The 20417-nt window shown below is 43.5% G+C and carries 19 protein-coding genes and 1 pseudogene; 13 read left to right on the forward strand and 7 right to left on the reverse strand.

Annotated features, from left to right (window positions below):
* Nucleotides 1–116: 116 nt before the first annotated feature.
* The 5 genes and pseudogenes from ACKKE8_RS08410 to ACKKE8_RS08430 form a co-directional block, all read left to right on the forward strand.
* A complete protein-coding gene (locus ACKKE8_RS08410; protein WP_409177767.1) occupies nt 117–839 on the forward strand; it encodes an energy-coupling factor transporter transmembrane component T in 723 nt (240 codons plus the stop codon).
* Nucleotides 836–2317 carry an ABC transporter ATP-binding protein gene (locus ACKKE8_RS08415; protein ID WP_409177768.1) on the forward strand — a complete coding sequence of 494 codons (1482 nt, stop codon included), beginning with the start codon at nt 836–838 and terminating at the stop codon, nt 2315–2317. The genes ACKKE8_RS08410 and ACKKE8_RS08415 overlap by 4 nt, the downstream gene beginning before the upstream one ends.
* 383 nt (nt 2318–2700) lie before the next feature.
* Nucleotides 2701–3546, forward strand: a complete 846-nt coding sequence (locus ACKKE8_RS08420; protein ID WP_409177769.1) for an alpha/beta fold hydrolase — start codon at nt 2701–2703, stop codon at nt 3544–3546.
* The gene (locus ACKKE8_RS08425) at nt 3543–3695 is read left to right on the forward strand and encodes a hypothetical protein (protein WP_409177770.1); all 153 of its coding nucleotides are present in this window, start codon (nt 3543–3545) and stop codon (nt 3693–3695) included. Before ACKKE8_RS08420 ends, ACKKE8_RS08425 begins: the two co-directional genes overlap by 4 nt.
* A pseudogene (locus ACKKE8_RS08430) lies at nt 3629–3832 on the forward strand (DUF6262 family protein); the annotation flags it as partial. The gene ACKKE8_RS08425 and the pseudogene ACKKE8_RS08430, both read left to right, overlap by 67 nt.
* Nucleotides 3833–4025: 193 nt before the next feature.
* Here ACKKE8_RS08430 and ACKKE8_RS08435 read toward each other — a convergent pair.
* Nucleotides 4026–4571: a helix-turn-helix domain-containing protein gene (locus ACKKE8_RS08435; protein ID WP_409177771.1), complete on the reverse strand. Its 546-nt coding sequence runs from the start codon at nt 4569–4571 to the stop codon at nt 4026–4028.
* Between the two features lie 209 nt (nt 4572–4780).
* On the opposite strand from ACKKE8_RS08435, the gene ACKKE8_RS08440 reads away from it, so the two are divergent.
* Complete coding sequence (locus ACKKE8_RS08440) at nt 4781–6718, forward strand: serine hydrolase domain-containing protein (RefSeq protein WP_409177772.1); 1938 nt, start codon at nt 4781–4783, stop codon at nt 6716–6718.
* 489 nt (nt 6719–7207) lie between these two features.
* On the opposite strand, the gene ACKKE8_RS08445 is transcribed toward ACKKE8_RS08440, so the two are convergent.
* Nucleotides 7208–8260: a 2,3-butanediol dehydrogenase gene (locus tag ACKKE8_RS08445; protein ID WP_409177773.1), complete on the reverse strand. Its 1053-nt coding sequence runs from the start codon at nt 8258–8260 to the stop codon at nt 7208–7210.
* 336 nt (nt 8261–8596) lie between these two features.
* Here ACKKE8_RS08445 and ACKKE8_RS08450 point away from each other — a divergent pair, with 336 nt between their 5' ends.
* A complete protein-coding gene (locus ACKKE8_RS08450) occupies nt 8597–9628 on the forward strand; it encodes a LacI family DNA-binding transcriptional regulator (protein WP_409177774.1) in 1032 nt (343 codons plus the stop codon).
* Nucleotides 9629–9701: 73 nt separating this feature from the next.
* Here ACKKE8_RS08450 and ACKKE8_RS08455 read toward each other — a convergent pair whose 3' ends face one another.
* On the reverse strand, nt 9702–10439 hold the full coding sequence (locus ACKKE8_RS08455) for a cyclase family protein (protein WP_409177775.1): 738 nt from the start codon (nt 10437–10439) through the stop codon (nt 9702–9704).
* A gap of 215 nt (nt 10440–10654) precedes the next feature.
* Here ACKKE8_RS08455 and ACKKE8_RS08460 point away from each other — a divergent pair, with 215 nt between their 5' ends.
* Nucleotides 10655–11071, forward strand: a complete 417-nt coding sequence (locus tag ACKKE8_RS08460; protein ID WP_409177776.1) for a VOC family protein — start codon at nt 10655–10657, stop codon at nt 11069–11071.
* Nucleotides 11072–11143: 72 nt separating this feature from the next.
* Here ACKKE8_RS08460 and ACKKE8_RS08465 read toward each other — a convergent pair whose 3' ends face one another.
* Nucleotides 11144–11971 carry an S-layer homology domain-containing protein gene (locus ACKKE8_RS08465; protein ID WP_409177777.1) on the reverse strand — a complete coding sequence of 276 codons (828 nt, stop codon included), beginning with the start codon at nt 11969–11971 and terminating at the stop codon, nt 11144–11146.
* A gap of 205 nt (nt 11972–12176) precedes the next feature.
* Between ACKKE8_RS08465 and catA the strand changes: the two genes are divergently transcribed.
* Together catA and ACKKE8_RS08475 are read left to right on the forward strand one after the other, a co-directional pair.
* The gene (gene catA / locus ACKKE8_RS08470) at nt 12177–12836 is read left to right on the forward strand and encodes a type A chloramphenicol O-acetyltransferase (RefSeq protein WP_409177778.1); all 660 of its coding nucleotides are present in this window, start codon (nt 12177–12179) and stop codon (nt 12834–12836) included.
* A gap of 81 nt (nt 12837–12917) precedes the next feature.
* Nucleotides 12918–14081 carry a PstS family phosphate ABC transporter substrate-binding protein gene (locus ACKKE8_RS08475; RefSeq protein WP_409177779.1) on the forward strand — a complete coding sequence of 388 codons (1164 nt, stop codon included), beginning with the start codon at nt 12918–12920 and terminating at the stop codon, nt 14079–14081.
* Between the two features lie 375 nt (nt 14082–14456).
* Here ACKKE8_RS08475 and ACKKE8_RS08480 read toward each other — a convergent pair whose 3' ends face one another.
* Nucleotides 14457–15449, reverse strand: a complete 993-nt coding sequence (locus tag ACKKE8_RS08480) for a GNAT family N-acetyltransferase (RefSeq protein WP_409177780.1) — start codon at nt 15447–15449, stop codon at nt 14457–14459.
* A 336-nt stretch (nt 15450–15785) separates the two neighbouring features.
* On the opposite strand from ACKKE8_RS08480, the gene htpG reads away from it, so the two are divergent.
* The gene (gene htpG, locus ACKKE8_RS08485) at nt 15786–17666 is read left to right on the forward strand and encodes a molecular chaperone HtpG (protein WP_409177781.1); all 1881 of its coding nucleotides are present in this window, start codon (nt 15786–15788) and stop codon (nt 17664–17666) included.
* Nucleotides 17667–17736: 70 nt separating this feature from the next.
* On the opposite strand, the gene ACKKE8_RS08490 is transcribed toward htpG, so the two are convergent.
* Nucleotides 17737–18498, reverse strand: coding sequence for an SDR family NAD(P)-dependent oxidoreductase (locus tag ACKKE8_RS08490; protein ID WP_409177782.1), 762 nt, complete (start codon nt 18496–18498; stop codon nt 17737–17739).
* A 114-nt stretch (nt 18499–18612) separates the two neighbouring features.
* On the opposite strand from ACKKE8_RS08490, the gene ACKKE8_RS08495 reads away from it, so the two are divergent.
* Nucleotides 18613–18993, forward strand: coding sequence for a MerR family transcriptional regulator (locus ACKKE8_RS08495; RefSeq protein ID WP_409177783.1), 381 nt, complete (start codon nt 18613–18615; stop codon nt 18991–18993).
* A 35-nt stretch (nt 18994–19028) separates the two neighbouring features.
* Nucleotides 19029–19631, forward strand: a complete 603-nt coding sequence (locus ACKKE8_RS08500; protein WP_409177784.1) for an MSMEG_1061 family FMN-dependent PPOX-type flavoprotein — start codon at nt 19029–19031, stop codon at nt 19629–19631.
* Between the two features lie 24 nt (nt 19632–19655).
* Here the strand turns inward: ACKKE8_RS08500 and ACKKE8_RS08505 are convergent, their stop codons facing one another.
* Nucleotides 19656–20291 carry a DUF5701 family protein gene (locus ACKKE8_RS08505; protein ID WP_409177785.1) on the reverse strand — a complete coding sequence of 212 codons (636 nt, stop codon included), beginning with the start codon at nt 20289–20291 and terminating at the stop codon, nt 19656–19658.
* Nucleotides 20292–20417: the final 126 nt, after the last annotated feature.

The raw sequence follows: 20417 nt of genomic DNA on the forward strand, positions 1-20417 counted from the left end.
ACTACGAAAAGACGTATATCTACCTGTCGTATTGCTAGAGATTATGATCATCATTATCATTACGATTTGTAAGGGCGAAGTTTGTGTGTGATCTCGGTTGTAGGGGTGTTTGTCGGATGAAGAAAGAAGCTTATGAAAAAGAAACAGCGCGTACGAGACGTCTCGGTCCCAGAACACATCTGTTGGTGCTGGTAATAGCGAGTATCTTGGCCATGACCGTTCGTGATGATATACAGGTGCACTTACTGGTGGCACTAAGTGTAGTGTACTTGGTATGGAATCACCTGTCCAGAAAGGCGTTTCAACTAGTCGTGTTCTATTGCGTGTGCATGGCTTTTGTGTTTTTCATGCCGAATGCGTTGGCATTGGGAACGATGAAGCTCATTGTTTACACGATGGTGAGAATGATGCCTGTCATCATGATCGGCACGGTTCTGATCTATACACCACCTGGTAGTATCATGAGTGCGTTTGAGAAAATGTCAGTCCCCAAACCGATTTTGGTGATGATTTGCATTTTGATCCGGTTTTTCCCCGTGGTCATTTTGGAAATGAAAGCGATTCGTGACGGGATCCGCGCCAGAGGGATTTTTCCACATTGGTACAGCGCACTGAAGCATCCGGCCATGGCCTACGAATGTTTTTTTATGCCGTTGGTCGTCCGTTGCCTGAAGCTGTCGTCAGAACTAGCGTCATCTGCTGAGCTCCGCGGCATCGAGTGCACAAACGCGCGGACCTCTATCTATCCAGTTGGCTTCAAGACCATAGATGGCATCGTCGTCGGGGTGTATGCGCTGATAGGCTCGGCAATTTACTGGACGGGAGGGATGATTTCGTGATTGAGCTGAACGATGTCACGTTTCATTATGGACAGGATGATGAGGGACATGACACTGAGACTGGCGTGAAAAAGATCAGCTTATCTGTAAAAGCCGGACAGTGTGTCGTACTATGTGGGCGGTCTGGCTGCGGCAAGAGTACGATTATGAGGCTGGTCAATGGTCTCGCACCGAATTTTTATGCCGGACGTCTCACGGGTGAAGTAAGCGTGGGTGGCAAAAGTCCTGCGAGCATGCTGCCAGAGGAACGTACCCGGCTAATGGGCGTCGTATTTCAAGACCCCCGCAGCCAATTTTTTATGGAAACCGTCCGGGATGAGCTGGCGTTTTCCGCAGAAAACATCGGGATGGCACCAGACGAGATTCGAAGCCGGATGGATAGGCAGGCGAGCCAGCTCGGGATTTCCCACTTGCTCGATAGCTCTTTACATAAGCTGTCCAGCGGGCAAAAGCAACGGGTGGCTATAGCGGCTGCATCCGTTTTGACACCGCCACTTCTCTTGCTGGATGAGCCTACTGCGAATCTGGACGCTTCCTCTACGCAAAACCTGATTGAAATCTTAAGCAAGCTCAAGCAAAACGGTACCACCTTGCTCATCAGCGAGCATCGGCTAGTTCCTTTTCTACCCGTTGTCGATTTGTTTGTCTGCATGGAAAATGGCAAAATCGCACATACGTGGACGAAGGACGAATTCTATCAGCTATCTCATGATGACGTGCGTATGTACGGTTTGCGTCATCCTGACATGACGCTTCCCGAGACAACAAAGAAACGTGAGCAGCCAGAGATGTCCGAATTCATGGTGGAAGCAAGAGGGCTTAGCTATTTTTATAAAAAGAAAAACGACGGAATCACCGATATCAACATCTCGCTTCCGGAGGGGAGCGTAACAGCGTTGACTGGAGAGAACGGTACGGGCAAGACGACACTATGCAAAATTTTATGCGGTCTTCTTCGTGAGCGAAAAGGAACGATTGTCCGCCAAGGTCGTTCACTGTCCGCCAGCAAAAGACGAGCTGTGAGCTATTTGGTGATGCAGGATGCGGACTACCAGCTCTACGCAGACAGTGTCGGAAACGAAATCGTGTTGGGAAAAGTCTTGAATGAAGAGCTCCGCGAAAAGGCGTATGAGGCGATGGATGCTTTCGGTTTGCGCGAGCTTCGCGATCGGCATCCTGCGTCATTATCCGGTGGAGAGAAGCAGCGGGTCACGATGGCAGCCGCTTATTGCTCCGAGGCAGAACTGATTGTGCTGGATGAACCGACAAGTGGACTTGACGGCGATGGAGTGCTGAAGGTAGCCGCATGGATGAAAAAGCTGGCCGAAGCAGGCAAAACGATCGTCATTATCACGCATGACCAGATTCTTTCCAAGCTGGCATGTGATCAAGTGGTTGAGCTGCGGCTTACCCGAGACGTTGAGACGACTTTTGCGGAGCTAGGGATACGAACAACCATTGAAACTGCCAATCGTTGACAGATGAAAAAGCATGTGGTAGGATGGGCACAACTTATTAGGAACGGAGGGTTACGTGTGGCAAATTAATTTTTCGATACTTTATTCGCACAACACAATCGATGAAATAGCGTGAAAAGGCTATGTTGTGTGCATACGAATCGAAAAATGGATTGCCGCTACGGTAACCCAATTGAATCATGGGCAAATGGAGTGAGGAAGGCAAGCGTGATGACCTCCTCTATTTGTATGATCTACGAAGAGAATGGAACCAATTCTGTACAATCAGATGCTGGTATCTGATGTTTATGGTTTTCGTTTCTTCTTCCTTTTTCGATGACGTAAGCACAGGCAGCCTAGCCTGTGTTTTTTTTATTTCAGTTCGTTGAGGAGGAAAACTTATAATGGCAGAACAGATAGTAAAAGTGAACGGTGTGGAAATATGTGCGGAAAGCTTTGGTAAGCCCACAGATCCGGCGATTTTGCTGATTATGGGAGCCCAGACGTCCATGCTTTGGTGGGAGGAAGAATTTTGCCAGCGGTTAGCTGACGAAGGGCGCTTTGTCATTCGTTTTGATAATCGGGATGTCGGACGCTCCACGACTTATGAGGTTGGCCAACCGGGCTATACGTTTGAAGATATGGCGGATGATGCCGTTCATGTCCTGGATGCATACGGGGTACAGCAGACGCACATCGTCGGTATGTCGATGGGCGGAATGCTGGCGCAAATCATTGCATTGCGACATCCCGAAAGAGTTCGAACAATCACATTGCACGCATCCTCAAATTTTGCTCCTGGCCTACCGCCAATTGATGAAAAGCTGACGGAGTTTTTCAGTAATATGGGAGAAATCAACTGGGAGGATGAACAAGAGGTTTTAGCGGTTGCAGTGGCGAGTTCGAAAGTTCTGATCGGTTCCAAGCATCCTTTTGACGAGTCGCGCGTTCGTGAACTGGCCCAAATAGATATCGCCAGAAGCAATCATTATGCGAGTAAGAACAATCACGCCTTTGTGACGGCCAGTGAACCGTACCTGTTGCGGACAGCGGAAATCGCTGTGCCAGCTCTCGTGATTCACGGTACAGAAGACTTACTCATCCCTTTCGCGCATGCCTTACATCTTGCGAACAACATTCCGGGAGCAGTCTTGCTCACCTTGGAAGGGACAGGGCATGAGCTTCCACGTGGGGATTGGGATATCGTCATCGAAGCCATTTTGAAGCATACGAGCGGAAGACGGGTATGATTATAAATATCAGCTCGATTGCGGGTAAGAAAACATTCGCGAGATCGCGCTGGCTCCAACCAGACAGCAAGGTGGGGTACCAGAAATACGAGAACGAATTGAATCGTTACGAGAGCAGCAAGCCCAAGTTTCAACTCCAAAGCAGATAAAACGTGAGATGGATGAGAATAATAAAGATGCAATTATAGTATCTTTAAAACGTAAAATTAAGAAATTGGATGAAGAAAATAAAGAACTACGTGAGCAGTTAAAATTTGCTTATGCAGAGGTTTATAAAAAAATCTAAGGGAACATCGTTCCCTCCTTATTCAACTAAAGGGCCATTTAATTGAATAACACTTTAATGAAAATTGGATATTTATGTTAGATTTTAGAAGAGATTGTGAAGTTTTGTACTTAAAGTAACGGGGCAGGTTAGCTGAAGAAGAACGTAGAATACTAGGGTGCAATGCTAGATGCTTAAGAGGCATTATTGTCTCTTAAGCATCTGGAATAATTGTAATAGCAACTGTTCGAACTGGAGTATCTTCTCCATTATTTTCACTTGTATTATGGTAGTACTTAATAATTAATTCGTTTAATTCATTTTGGAATTGCTTGAATTTTTCATCATCTAACGTTAACGCGGCTAAAGAAAAAGTAGCACTATCCTCTGAATTGTTTTGCTCTTCTAATTTTTTAAGATAACTTTGATATTGATACAAAAGAGATAATTGGTAGTAAGTAACATAATCAAGTTTCTGCTGTTGCGATGCTTTTTTCCATTCCTCCGCATCGATTCTAGCCTCATCTTCTTTTAAAGCATAATATTTTTCAGAAACTGATTTCACTTTTTTTTCTTTAATAACGTGAATAATTCCAGAATCCATCATAATTTGTAACTGTCTATATAGAGTTGCTTGAGGTACATCTTTAATGATTTTGACCATTTCTAAAGGTGTTAATCCATTTTCTTTATTTCTCATTAATGATTGGCAAATTTTCATTCTAACGGGATGCATTAAAACATCAACTTTATTGACCATAATATCCCCTCTTATTCATCCAATTTTTCATTCCTATTATAAATAATGAGAATAATTATTGCAATCATTCAACTCTTACTTTATCATTATCGATAACGATAATAAAGTTTGGTTATGCAGAGTTAAATGCTCTTAAAGATATTGATTTTATAGCTTTTCTCTAAGGGCGTTAATCTAAGACTAATACTTTTATGAGAGGGGATACGAAAATGATAAAAAGAATAGGATTGATATTAACAGTTAGTATTATTATGTTTTTGACTGTTTTTGGACTAAGTACAAAACTTAGTTTTGCAGCGGAATTAAAGAAAATTAACGGGGAAACACCTTCGGGTATTCCATTGAATGAGATGGAAGAAAAGATAGATCAATATGTATCGAAGTATTTAGACAAAACAACACCAGGGGCTGCAATTGCAGTTGTGAAAGATGGTCAAATTATTCTCTCAAAAGGCTATGGATATGCGGATGTTGAAAAGCAAATTTCAGTTGATCCATCAAAGACAGTTTTTGAATGGGGATCCATAAGTAAATTATTCACTTGGACATCTGCAATGCAATTAGTTGAACAAGGTAAACTTGATTTAGATGAGGATATTAAAACATATCTACCTTCTGACTTTGCAAAAAAACTTAATTTCCAACAAACTGTTACAATGAGAGATCTTATGAATCATGCTGCTGGATTTGGAGACTACGCCTTTAATACAATTGCTTTTTCAAAGGATGGATTATTCCCTCTTGAAGAAGCATTACTACTTGATAAATCTAAACAGTATTATAAAGTGGGAACAGCTAGTTCGTATAGTAACTATGGAGCATCTCTTGCTGGTTATGTAGTGGAATGTATAAGTAAACAGCCATTTCATGATTATGAACGGGAACATTTATTTAATGTACTTGAGATGAATAATACAACGGGAAATACAACATTTGATGATAATAAAAAACTTTTAGAAACAAAAGCAAAGGGATATTTACCAAATCCAGAAGGAGGTTTCATACTTGGTAATTGGTCATATGTTTCTCATTATCCAGCAGGTTCTATAAACGGTACGGTAGAAGATTTGGCAAAATATGCAATTGCAATAACTCCAGAAAAAGGTCAAAAGTCACCACTATTTGATAATTCAGACACATTAGAAACTATGTTTTCACCAAGTTACAGTTTAGATGGAGAAATGGTTGGAACGGCACATGGTTTTTTTGAATATGTGGGAGAATACCGTACTATTGGTCATGGAGGTAATACTGCAACATTTTCAAGTCAATTTGCGATAGTACCTGAAGAAAGATTTGGAATTGTAATCCTTACAAATGCAAGTGCTGAAATGGACATTCTATTTGGAGTACAAGAATTGTTAATTGGTAAAAAGCATACAGAGAGTAAAGTTCCTTATCTAAAACTACCTTCTTCAAATGAAGTAGATGGAAAATATGTTCCATTTCAACGGCAAGAGGGAAATTTTTTGGAATTTGCAAATTATCAAAATTTATATACTGTTAGTGCAACGAACAAAAATGAAATCACAATGAGTTTAGGGCAATATAAAGGTACTTATGTACAGACGAAACCATATTATTATGAACTTGTTAAAGAAAATTTCCCTGTTTTTAGAAATGCGTATCCCATTTTACAATTCAAAATGGAAGAAGGCAAAGTGAAACAGATAATTGTAGGACATGGTATGGATTTATCTGAACTACCACCTGATAGAACAATCCCAGTTTTAATTGCTAGTGTTTTAGTATTATTAAGTACAACTCTGTATTTCTTAATTGCACCACTGATTTTACTCATTCTTAAATTTAAAAATAGAAAGAAACAATTAGAATTAGAAGATAAAAGATTTAATTTCTACTATTCAATGTTAATATTATGTGGTACAATAACCCTTTTAAACAATCTAATATGTATTACAAGAATTATGATGAATAAATTCCGTACCTTTGCGGAGGTCAAACCTCATCTTTTACTGAATTATCCTTTACTCGTATGTACAGTTATTGCAGCCTTCTTCTCTATCAAATATATGAGAAAAATAGTAAGTTCTAAAAAACGTAAAGTATTTTATTTTCTTACAATTACTTTGTTAACTTTATTATTTGCATTATTAATAGGATGGAATTTCTTTATTGTTGTATAAATAATTAGCTAACTATGATTGTCAGTGTTGTTGAACAATTTTATATGGAAAATCATGATAGAGAAGAATGGTAGAACCCACAAATTGGTGAAGTAAATCAAATATTACAGTTCCGAGATTTTCATTAAAAAAGTTAACAGTACTTTATATAATTATCTTGTTCAGCTAACGGGGGCATTAGTTCAATAACGATCTTCAACAATCGGGCGCGCGTTTGTTTAACAACAAGTAAAAGGATGTCACATATTATACATGACTAATATGTAACATCCTTTATTTTTTATGACTTTATAAAATTTAGGTCTTGATAACGTACGAAATCCGCGTTTTGTTGGTGGTACCCCAAGGTTAAAAATCGAAGAGGGTAACGAGAAAAAACGGAGTGGAAAACAGGAAGTAACCCTGCTTTCCACTCCGTTTTTTAGTAGCGGAATGACGTAATTCCTTCTGTGGAAGGAAACAGCACGATATTTATGGAATCGTTTTCGCTTATGCTCTCGGGCTAACGAGAATTTTCACCTGGTTTTTCTCTTTCAGCAGTGCTTCAAAGCCATGCTCCACGATGTCGTCGAGCTTGATGCGCTGGGTGACCAGCTTGTCCGCCGGGAAGAAGCCCTTTTCCATCAGGCTGATGACAGCAGGGAATACGTCGCGATAGCCGATGATGCCTGTCATGTTGCGCTCTTTCATGACGATGTGGTTCGGTTTGATTGACGCTTCTCTTTCGAAGATGCTGACGATCATGATTTGTCCAGCGATTTTGGTAGATTCGATGGCTTGAGTGAGGACAGGAGGCACGCCTGTGACTTCAAAGGCGATATCTGCACCGCCATTTGTTCGGTTGTGAATTTCCTGGACTACGTCGTATTCTTTTGGATCGATGACGATAGCTCCCAGCTCAGCTGCCTTGTTTTTACGTTCGGGGGACAGCTCCACTGCATAAATCTCAGCCGCACCTGCTGCTTTCAGTGCTTCGATGACAAGCAAGCCGATAGGACCGGCACCGAATACGACAGCTTTGTCACCAGCTTTCAACTGACTTGAACGGACAGCGTAAAGGGCTACGGCAGATGGCTCCACAAGAGCGCCTTGCTCATAAGAGAGACTGTCTGGGATTTTGTGGACCATGTGCTCATCGCAAGCCACGTATTCCGAGAAGCCACCGCCACCGCCGGCCAAACCGAGGAAGCCCATTTTTTCACAAAGATTGTATTTGCCTTGTTTGCACGCAGCGCATGTTCCGCAAGCGAAAACCGGCTCGACAACGACGCGATCGCCAACCTTGATGGTGTTCACGCCTTCCCCGATTTCCACCACTTGTCCGGAAAATTCATGACCCATTACGATCGGGGCTTTTTCGCCTGTAAGCGGATGTTCAGCTCCCTGTGGGATGAAGATCGGGCCAGCCACGTATTCGTGCAAATCGCTTCCGCAAATACCGCACCACTCGACTCTGATTTTCACTTTACCTTTGGACGCAATCGGTTCCGAAATGGTTTCCAAACGGAGGTCTTTCAAACCGTGCCAACGTAACGCTTTCATATCTGCCATCTCCTCGTTCGATTTGGATTCTATATGAAATTCAGCAAGTAAAACAGGAAACGTTTCCGAAAAATAATATGTCATAAGTTTGACATCTTGTCAATTTGATTTCCTAGGCAAGAGTGGGGGTGGTGTGCAATCGGTTGAGGAGAGGATGTTGATTCTCGCTAAGTTGAGAAGATGTATACGTGTTGTGCAACAGGTGCGGGGTTGCCTGGCACGTTTTGCTCATGCCTCGTTACCACTGGTTTTGTGTATGCTATAATAGCGGTAGGAAAACACATTTTAGCTCGGAAACATAGAAAACGATTCCGAAATGGAAAGGAAAGCAAGGCGTTGGATACAAAAAATAAAGTGACAATAGAAGACGTAGCGAAGAAGGCGGGCGTAGGAATCGCAACGGTATCGAGGGCCATCAATGACAGCGGGGGGATCAGTCCGAAGACGAAAGCGTTGATTTTGCAGGTGATCGACGAGCTGGGCTTTATTCCGAACACTTCTGCGCAAAGTCTGAAGGTGCGCCAAACCTATCAAATCGCACTGGCTGTCCCTGACATTCGCAATGCCATCATTCCAGATATCGCTTGGTCGGTCGAGCAAGCGGCCAAGCAGCATGGCTACCGCGTCGTACAAATTAATACAGCAGGAAATGCCCGCATGGAGCTTGAGACTGTGCGTGAGGTCAAAAAGCTGCATGTAGACGGGCTGATTATCATGCCGCTCGCCTATCCAAAAACGTTGGTCCAGATGATTAACAAAGCGAGTGTTCCGGTTTCGATTATTAACTATGGAAAAAAGCTCGAAGACAATGTAAAAGCAGATGTGGTCAGCATGGCCCGTCAAGAAGGTCGACTCGTCATGGAGCATCTGATCAAAATTGGCCGGACACGAATCGCTTACGCAGGTGCGCCAAAGGACAAGATCGAGGAGCGGTATTTTGCCTATGAGGCATCACTTCAGCACGTCGATCCTTCGCTGGTGTATTTTGGTGAGGACTTCTCGTTTGAGACAGGGCTTCGTGCCGCTGATTACTTTTTTAGCCTCAAAAACATGCCGGACGCCATCTATGCGGTCAATGACATGGTGGCAATCGGGATCGTGAATCGGTTCAAGGAGCTCGGAGTCCGCGTGCCAGAAGATGTCGCGGTCGTGGGAATTGACAACAATGTGTGGACGACGATTACGACTCCGCAGATCAGTTCTGTTTCGATCATGGGGGAAGAGGTGGCGCGGCTGGCGACTGAGCTTTTGCTGAAACGGATTCGAGAGCAGGGAGCAGGGGCGTACGAACGCGTCCAGTTCGAACCGCGGTTGATTGTAAGGGAGTCCAGTGTGGCGGTTATCCGTCAATCCTCGTTGAATACGTAGGGCATTTTCAAATGAAAAGCCGAGTGAATGAAAGGTGATCGGTGATGATACCTGCGTTTACTCGGCTTTGACTTTAAGGCAATATGGCAAACGAACGAACAGGAAACCCGGAGGCTTTTTCAGGCTTTGGTGTAATGTTTACAATGACAGCGCCTTTGGCCGGGAGCTTATCGAGATTTTTGAGCAGCTCTACTTGATACGTATCTTGATCAAGCACAAAATATTCGCCCAAGAGCGCTCCGTTTTTCCGGTAATCGATCGTCGCATCTGTATCGAAGGTTTCGTGACCGACTGCTTTGATTTGTCTTTCCTCGAACAAAAATCTCAAGGCCTCCAATGACCAGCCAGGTGCGTGATTATTGCCATCTGCATCCTTATTGTTGAAGGCCTCTACATCTGGCCAGCGCTTGCTCCAATCTGTGCGCAAGGCGACGAAGGAGCCGCTCTCGATTTGACCATGCTCGGTTTCGAAATGCAAGATGTCTTCCACGGAAAGTGAGTAGTCGTTGTTGGCTTCGGCTTCTTTTGATTTGTCGATGACGACGAGTGGCAATACGAGTTCTTTCAGTTCGATCTCGTCCAAGTAACGCTTGTTGCGCACAAAGTGAATCGGTGCATCTAAGTGGGTACCATACTGTCCAGGAAAAGAGAAGCGCTGGGCAAAAAAGCCGTCGTCATGCGTAAACAGCGTTTGGAATTCGGCGGCGTCAAAGGCGTGGAAGTGCGGAGACTCTGGACCGAATGTGTGCGTGAGATCCACCCATTCTTTTTGTTTTAACAGGGTAATTGCTTGAATCAGCTCGTTTGCCATGTGCCCACCTCGTTTTTAATTTTTGAATTTTCGCACTTGTATAGCCAAGTTTATCCAATACTTTATCGGTTCTAATTCCGAGTGTCAATATCGGATAATACGAATGAACGGTTTGACTAAAAATAGCAATCGGGAAGAAGCCTTCAAGCATGATTCTGCTATTCTTAAAGGAGAATAACAAGCATCATATAATAAAACGCGAAGGAGAATTTCCCATGTCAAAAGAGCTTTGGATCAATTTGCCCGTCAAGGACATCGATAAGTCCAAATCGTTTTTTGCTGCAATTGGATTCTCTTTTCATCCTCGCCATGAGAATAGCAAAGATGTAGCGGGCTTGGTTATCGGCGAAAAAAATATGCTGATCATGCTGTTCCCGGAGGCTACCTTCCAATCGTTTACGCAAAATGAGCTGGCAGATACGAAGCGCGGAACGGAAGTGTTGTTTTCGATCGATGCCCGGAGCAGGGAAGAAGTGGATGAACTGGTGAATCAGGTGAAAGCGGCTGGGGGCACTGTTTTCAGTGAGCCGCGGGAGCATGGTCCGGGAATGTACGGGGCAGGCTTCGCTGATTTGGATGGTCATCGGTGGAATGTGCTTTATATGGATATGAGCAAAATGCAGATGGAGTAAAGAGGGACTTGCTTAGAAAGGAGCCTTCCGAAAGGGAGGGCTCCTTTTTCAAGATAAGAGTTTGGGAGAGGATTATTTACTCGTATAAGTTAATAGAGAACCGTCTGCCAATAAGACATTGTAAATACGCTGCAGCATCACCACTGCCTCCGCTCGTGTGAGTGGATCGTGTATTTCCAATTGGTTTTCCCACGTACTCATGATGTCGTTGCCGACGAGCCATGCGAGTGCATATGCTTTTAATGTGTCAATGTCACCGTTGGCAAATATGAGTTCTCCAGTGTCGAGGTAACTATAGCTAATCGTGTATTCACCGTCATCAATTTTATCTATAGCAAGTGAACCAGGAGAACGCGTTGAGTACCCAGTTGAATCAAACGACTGTACGGTAATGTCGTCAATTCCTACAAGTATTGGCAAGACTTGATCGTCGGGCATTTGATACATCTTTTGAGCAAAGAAGGTTTGAAAAATATACATAGCTTCCCAGCGTGTCACCTTTTTTTCGGGATAAATATATGGTTTGCCTCCATACCATGCAACAATTCCAAAGGAGCCTGCATCGTACATTTCCATCAATGGCTGATAGGCCCAATGGTTTTTGGGGACATCTTCAAACTTCTGTATTTTCATTTCTGGGATTGATGGGTTGAGATTCGGACGAAGCTTATTAAACAGCTTATGAACCATAACAGTCAGTTCGGCTCTGTCAATCGCCTCATTCGGTCTGAAGGCTCCATTGGAATAGCCACTTAAAACCCCTTTTTTCACCATGAAATCAACCGATTCCCCAGCCCAATGTCCATCAGGGATATCGCTGAACTGATTGGCGTGTACAGATACAGGAGTTGAAAAAAGAATAGAAACGAAAAGAGCTAAGCATAAAATGATATTTTTCATCATGTTCCTCCTTTACCATCTCTTTCCTTTTCCCTTCCCTATTTCTGCTTAAACATGGCGGCTATACACAGGCTGATGTCAGAAAGAGATGCAAATGGTATGCTGGAGGGGTAAGGCAGGATTGGAGAAGGGGTTGGTGTTATGAAAAGGACACGCAGAATCACCTCCTAAAACAGCATGTTTTCTATTTTAGGAGGGGTACCCAATGAAATTTCAGCGAATCGATCTAGATAAATGGAACAGAAAGCCGTATTTCGAGCATTATCTGAACCGGGTGAATTGCACCTTCAGTATGACGGCTAATATTGATATAACGGAATTGCTCCCCGCTCTACGGCAAAAGGGGATGAAGCTGTACCCAGCTTTTCTGTATATGGTGACGAATGTAGTCAATGTGCATCGCGAATTTCGGACTTCCTTTCATGCAGATGGTGAGTTGGGCTATTGGGAGAGCATGATACCCAGCTATACTTTTTTTCATCAGGACGATCAAACTTTTTCTACGATGTGGACGGAATTCACTGACGAGTTCCCTGTGTTTTATCAAAATTACGTAGCGGATATGAAACAGTACGGGGACAACAAAGGTCTTGTGGCGAAAGAACTGGAACCGCCTTATACTTTCCCTGTTTCGTGTATTCCCTGGGTTAGCTTCAGTGGGTTTAATCTGAATATTTCGGGAGATGGGCGGTATTTGCTGCCGATCATTACAAGTGGAAAGTATTTCGAACAAGAAGGCAAAACGTTATTGCCAGTTTCTTTGCAGGTCCATCATGCAGTTTGTGATGGATATCATGCCAGCCTGTTCATCAATGATTTGCAAAAATGGGCAAAAGATTACAAGGAATGGTTAGGTGTCGAGTGAATTGGCTCTTTTGGTATGCTTCTCCTTCCTAATCTCTTCCAATCATTTATAATAACGGTAGGAGAACTGGGAGGAGAAGGAATGAACAAAGAATTGGTAGGGAAAATCTTTGGATGTGTCGTTTTGGGTGCGATCATCACTGTGATCGGAGTTGTGGCGGTGGTGATGACTGCCCTGAACGCACAGGGAAGAGTTTATTCTCTTCTTGTGGCTGTCACAACGGTCGTTTTTATCATCTACATCATCGGCCAAATGTTCGCCCCTCAAAAGAGTCGGTTATGGAACCGAGCCCTCTTTGTCTATTTTCTTTTTTGTACGCTGCCAGTTGCAGGATATGAGATCAGTAGCTATTACCATAACAGCATTCCTGTGGTCAGTGAGGCGGAGGTCGATCTGGAACAGTATAAACCGTTTGGTGCAGGCTCCAAAATTCAAAAGCTTGATCAACCAGCGACACTGTCGTTACAGTCTGATTTGCCCAAAATAGATGGGGCGACCGCCTTGTATCCTCTTTACGCTTCCTTTGTGCAGGCTGTTTATCCCGAGAAAGCATACGACCTCTACGACAGCGAAGTCATGGTAAGCAAGACACCACAAGCGTACGAAAACTTACTGGATGGCAAAGTCGATGTCATCTTTGCTGCAGGTCCTTCTGAGGAACAGCTCCTAGCAGCAAAAGAAAAAGGCGTAGAGCTTAAACTGACACCAATCGGTAGGGAAGCCTTTGTCTTTTTCGTCAATGCAGAGAATCCTGTTCAAGGACTCACTACCCAACAGATTCAGGATATCTATGCGGGAGACATCATTTCTTGGGATGAAGTCGGGGGCGGCTATGAGCTCGTTCGCGCCTTTCAGCGACCAGAGAATAGTGGGAGTCAGACGATGCTGCAGAAGATCATGGGGGATAGGGAGCTCATGACCGCTCCACAAGAAGACGTGGTAACGGGAATGGGTGGGGTCATCGAGCAAGCAGCCAACTACAAAAATTATTCGAATGCCATCGGTTACTCGTTCTTGTTTTATGCCACTGAAATGGTGCGAAACGGAAACATTCGTCTACTCGCAATTGATGGGGTTACGCCTACTAAGGAAACGATAAAAAACAGAGCGTATCCGTTTGCGGCCGAGTTTTACGCAGTGACAGCTGGAACGGACAATCCGAATGCAGAGAAACTGATCGAATGGATTTTGTCTCCACAGGGACAAGAATTAGTAGAAAAAACGGGCTATATTCCGGTGAAATAAAAAGTAGCGAGCAAAGGAGACCCTTGGGCGATTGACCCGAGGGTTTCTTCTTCAGCTTTGACATGCATTTAGGTAAATTGATTCTACTATGTAGAGAGAGAAATGCCGCTGCAGGAGGGACCATGATGAGCAAATACTTGTGCTTTCGGAGAATTCGGAGACATAAGCTTCGGCATTATCGCGGGGCTTGTAGCCCAATCGCTCAGCTTCATTTCCATAAACCTCGATATGAATGATCGAATTATCAGGAACATCATGATTATGACTAATATCAATGGGGTGTCATTTCTTAAAGTAAACAGGCTGATCCAATGTAGATCAGCTTAGAAGGAAATTTGTAAAAATTAGACGGATTCTTGAAACGAGGATTTGGAACTACTCTTTCACCGAGGCGATTCTGCTATCAATAAGGCGAGAAACTCTGTAAGAAACAGGAAGGAAGCCTTGACGAGGCCAATAACGTGAAGATTGTAAATTCGTTTCTCTCCAATCTGTCATGCAGTAGACATATCCTTTTTTCTTCGCATGGGCAAGTCCATGTAGTGTAAGTGCATAATTGATACCTTGCCCGCGATATTGATCTAGAGTACCAGCAACCCCTAATTCAACACAAGGATCGGGCACATTCAAATTTACATCACTTTTATCTAAGGGGAAATATCCTTGGAAAGAAACAATTTTTCCATCTTTTAAGGCGATCCAGAAATCGACCTCATGATCATCAAGGAGACTTGCATAGCCTTTACGTAATTCCTGAGGGTCATCACGTAAAGAATAACCAAAAACGGGTGCCTTATTTTGATGAGTTCTAATAATATTTGCAATATCCTCTACCAAACTACGGTCTTCTGGGGATGCCAAGCGAATTTCAACATCTGGAATGCTCAAGGGAAGGGGAGATTCCCGATCAAGTAATGAGAGTAATGCATGTGTTTGTTCAAAGCCAAATCCTAAACGGAACCAAGAATGAAGTAATTCGGGTTGACTGGCTGGAATTAGCGCAAAATGACTGAAATACCCCTCATCTACCCATAGCTGAGAAGCCTCAGAATAAAGATCTCTATATAATTCAACGGAGGTTTTGCGAGAAATTGCGTGACCCTCCAAATTCATCCAGACATGTCGATCCCGAAGAGGATTTTCAACCTTTTGTCCAATTAGGTACCCGATTAATTTACCATCTTCAATTGCTGCGACTCCGCTACTGTTTGGTTTTGACCATATCGTTTTAACAGCATTCGTTGCATAATTTTCATCTTCACATTCACTTGGCAGTACCGAAAGGATTTCTCGATATAGTTTATGACGTTTGGACAATAGTCGCCCAGCCTCTGAAATTAACTCATCAGTAAATGGTATGAAATACATGAAATGCACACCTCTGCTTTTTATCATCATAAGGCCTGCTCTTAATCTAGTGCAATACGTTTCCTTAAGCCAACTGGTACTTTAAATTCTTGGGGAAATTACATGGTGAAAATTTGCCCTGGGGTGTTGATGATATTTCAGTCGATGATTTGGAGGAATTTGGAGGTTGGGTTAACACAACACACGATTTGTTCATGCTGGCGGTTCTTCTTTCTAGCTGGATCATATTGACAGAAAAATCTAAGACTGTTATAAAAATAGTGAATAGCACTCGTGAGGTGAGAGTGCTAATATCAAAATAGGAATACATAAGAAGTCCGGAAGGGTGGGTATTTCATGGAAAAAAAGCAGTTTCAAGCAGAATCTACACGTCTGTTAGAAATGATGATCCATTCTATTTACACACAAAAGGAAATCTTTTTGCGCGAGTTGATCTCCAATTCGAGTGACGCGATTGACAAAATTTACTACAAATCGCTCGTCGATGATCAATTGGTGTTTGATAAAGAGAACTATTACATCAAAGTAGCGGTTAACAAAGACACCAGAACTCTGACCCTGACAGATACCGGAATCGGCATGACGCAGGATGAGTTGGAAAATAATCTGGGTGTCATTGCGAAGAGCGGTTCGTTGGCGTTCAAAAAAGAAAACGACGCGAAGGATGGCTACAACATCATCGGTCAATTCGGCGTAGGTTTCTACTCTGCGTTCATGGTTGCCGACAAGGTTACGGTCATCAGTAAAGCACTGGGCAGCGACACTGGGTACAAATGGGAGTCCAGCGGTGCGGATGGCTACACGATCGAGCCTTATCACAAAGATTCCGTCGGGACCGAAATCATTCTCGAAATCAAGGAGAATACAGAAGAAGAGAATTACGACGAGTTTTTGGAGGAGTACCGTTTAAAAGCGATTATCAAAAAGTACTCTGATTTCATTCGTTACCCGATCAAAATGGACGTTACACAGCATAAGCCAAAAGAGGGAAGCGAAAACGAGTACGAACAAGTGACGGAAGAACAAATCGTGAATAGCATGGTTCCGATTTGGCGAAAAAATAAAAACGAGCTGACGACAGAGGATTACGAGCAGTTTTATGCGAGCAAGCACTATGGCTTCGACAAGCCGCTGGGGCACATCCACATCAGTGCAGATGGAGCCGTTGTTTATCAGGCGATTTTGTACATCCCGGAGAGCATGCCATTTGATTATTACTCGAAGGAGTACGAAAAAGGTCTGGAGCTGTATGCGAACGGTGTACTGATCATGAACAAATGCGCGGACCTGCTTCCAGACTACTTCAGCTTTGTCAAAGGGATGGTTGACTCCGAGAGCCTGTCGCTCAACATTTCCCGTGAGATGCTGCAGCATGACCGTCAATTGAAGCTGATTGCGAAAAACATCACGAGCAAAATCAAAAACCAACTGCAAAGCTTGCTGAAAACTGAGCGGGAAAAATACGAGCTGTTCTACAAGTCATTTGGCAGACAGCTGAAATACGGCATGTACAGCGACTACGGAACACATAAAGAAACGCTGCAAGACCTGTTGATGTTCTACTCTTCCAAAGAGAAAAAGCTGGTGACGCTAGAAGAGTACGTAGAGAGAATGCCAGAAGATCAAAAGTACATCTACTACGCATCTGGCGAGTCGATCGAGCGAATCGAAAAGCTGCCGCAAACAGAGCTCGTATCCGAGAAAGGTTACGAAATCCTGTACTTCACAGATGACGTCGATGAGTTCGCGATCAAAATGATGATGAACTACAAGGAAAAAGAATTCAAATCGGTATCGAGCGGCGATTTGGGGATTGAACCGGGCGAAGAGGAAAAAGCAGCCGAAGCCGAAAACGAGAACAACAAAGAGCTGTTCGACTATATGGCATCGCTGCTCGAAGGAAAAGTCAAAGCCGTCAAAGCCTCCAAACGCTTGAAGTCACACCCGGTCTGCTTGTCGACAGAGGGTGAAGTGACGATTGAAATGGAAAAAATCTTGAATGCGATGCCGAACAATTCAAATGTGAAGGCAGACAAGGTACTGGAGATCAATGTGAACCATGCGGTGTTCCAGTCGTTGAAGGGTGCCTTTGACACAGACAAGGAAAAGGTTAATCTGTATACGGCCCTCCTGTACAATCAGGCTCTTTTGATCGAAGGCTTGCCGATTCAAGACCCGGTAGAGTTTACGAACGACATTTGCAAAGTTATGGTGTAATCATAAAAAAGGGGATGAGACTTACTCATCCTCTTTTTTATGCGAAAAGCGTCTCGGAGTGATAAAAAAACTAGTTTCTTGACCTCGTCACATACGTAAAGATTGGATCCCTTAGCTCGAACTCATATGTTGCTCCATTCACTATTCCAACGACCTTCTCACTATCATATAAATCGAGCAAGAAACCGGCCATTTGCTTAGCTGTATGAAACTTAGGAACTGCACCAGCATATTCAAAATGATCAATATCAAAGGAACGCTTCGCAAATTCGGTCTCTGTTGCAGCAGGTGCCAAGACTTTTGCTTGCATTGCTGCTCCGTTCTCCCTCAATTCTTGTGCTAGACCTTCCGTAAAGGCACTTACATAGAACTTCGTTGCGCAATAGGTCACGGCGTCAGCAATGATTTTGTAACCTCCGCCTGAAGAAATATTGATGATTTGCGTTCCTTTAACATGTGCATAGTCACGAGCATAACGAGAAGATAGAATAGTTAGTGCTTCAATATTCAAGTGAAGCATTGACTCAATTTTATTCAAGTTTTGTTCCCCAACAGAAGCAAAGTTTCCGAACCCCGCATTGTTAATCCAGGTCTCAATCTCATAATCCTTTAGACTGTCGTAAAAATCATGAACATTTGCATTCACACTTAAGTCAACTGTTCGAATGACTACATCCAATTTTGCGTTGATTTCAGCCACTTTTGATTTTACCTTTTCTAATTCCTCCGTTCGACGAGCTGCTAAAATTAAGTTTTTTCCACGAGCAGCAAATGCCAGTGCAGTTTCAAAGCCAATTCCTGAACTTGCTCCCGTAATGACTGTATAATTCATGTATATCCCTCCTGAATTTATTCAATAGCTTCAATTGAGAATGAATGTTTCATTGAGTATACTGATTAGAGTAAACTCTAAGTCAAGGGTATAAAATCCATTTGGAGGTTTCTCATGCGCACGATTGGTGAAGTGGCATATCTATTAGGGATAAGCACACATACGTTGCGTTATTATGAAAAGGAAAAAATAATTATTCCGGATCGCGATGAAAGCGGTGACAGGCGATATAACGATTCGCATATTCAATGGCTGCAATTTGTTATCAAGTTAAAAGAAACGCAAATGCCTATCTCGAAAATCAAGAAGTACGCTTCACTGTTTTTAGAAGGAGAACATACTACCACAGCTCGATTGAGTCTTTTAGAAGAACACAAACACTATATTGAGCAACAAATAAAAACTTTAATCGATGTGGATGGTATGCTAGAACGTAAAATTGTTGCTTACAAAGATTACATCAGTAACCGAGTAGCCAAAGCACCGATAGACTAAGAAAAGATATACATAGAGAGAGGAGAGTAGAACCTATGTGGAATCCGTTGGAAGTAAAAGATCTCATCACCAGTGCAGAAGAACTGAAAAGTCTGGTGGGAGAACCGCACGAGGCGGTTGTGAAAAAAAGCATCGCGCAGGTTGAATCGCATGTGATTCATTACGTTTCCATGTCGCCGTTGTTTTTCTTGTCTACAGCAGATGCTTCAGGCAGATGTGACGTTTCCCCGAGAGGTGACGAGCCAGGTTTCGTTAAAGTGCTGGATGATCACCATATTATTTTTCCAGAGCGAATGGGGAACAAACGGGTCGACTCTTTGCTGAATATCATTGCCAATCCGCAGGTGGGTATGATTTTCCTGATTCCGGGTCTGGAAGAAGTGTTGCGTATTAACGGATCAGCCCGCCTTACAAAAGATGCAGAGCTACTCGCCGCGCAAGAATGGAAGGGTAAAACAAGCGGCATAGGCGTGATCGTGAAGGTAGAGGAGTGCTTCCTCCATTGCCCGCGCGCGTTTAAACAAGCAGGAGTATGGAAGACGGATTCATGGCCAGAAAAAGAGGCAATGCCTTTGATGATGGAAATGTTTCGCGCTCATTTGAAAATAAATGGCGTTACATTGAATGAAAAAGAATAAGTAAGAAAAAACCTTGAATGAGCTTCAAGGTTTTTTTTCGCCCAAACGAGCTTGGCAGGAAGCAGAACCGAGCCACGTATGAGGGTTGCCGGCCCAGCACCAGCCTAGCTTCGGTTTATTTTCGCTGATCCACATGGCTGTTACGCGTCGGTCGCCACAGCGAGAGCCGAGCAGAGAAAAGCCGTTGTTTTTCTTTACCTGATTCGGGAAGTGAGTGATCAGGGCTATCCCTTCCTCCAGCGTGAGCGGAGAACGCTGTTGCTCCAAGAGGATGGGCATCGCGTCATTCGGTGTGACGTTCAACGTCTCTTTTCCTGTATCAATTCCGGTTATCAGGTAAGCCATTCCTGTAGGAAGCTCGATGCCCTCTATAGGTGTAAACCGCCGGATTTCTTCTGCATCCATGACACTGAAGCCAGCTTTCTTTTGCCGCTCGATTGCTTGCATCGCTTTTTCTCCGTCGAACCAATCGCCTTTCACAACGAGAACAAAGGGTACGAGGCCTTCTTGCTGATCGTCTTCTTGAATGGGGAGAGCTTCTGCCAGTGATTGCAGCGGGGCCAGATATTTCGTAAACTCATCTGCGGTCATGCCCGCCATTTCAGGATAGCCCTTTTGAATGAGAGTTGTCTGTTGCCGTTCGAATTCAGCTGTGTGCACTGGTTAATGCGCCTCCTTCCACTTGTCACATTCATCTTACAACATTCGTGCTAATTCGAAGGTTTTTCCAAATAAAAAGGAATAAAGCGGGTTAAGATTGAAATAACTTTACAACTAAGCTTTAAT

Origin of the sequence: Brevibacillus fortis, assembly GCF_046196545.1 — a bacterium.
GTDB classification, from domain to species: Bacteria; Bacillota; Bacilli; order Brevibacillales; family Brevibacillaceae; genus Brevibacillus; species Brevibacillus fortis_A.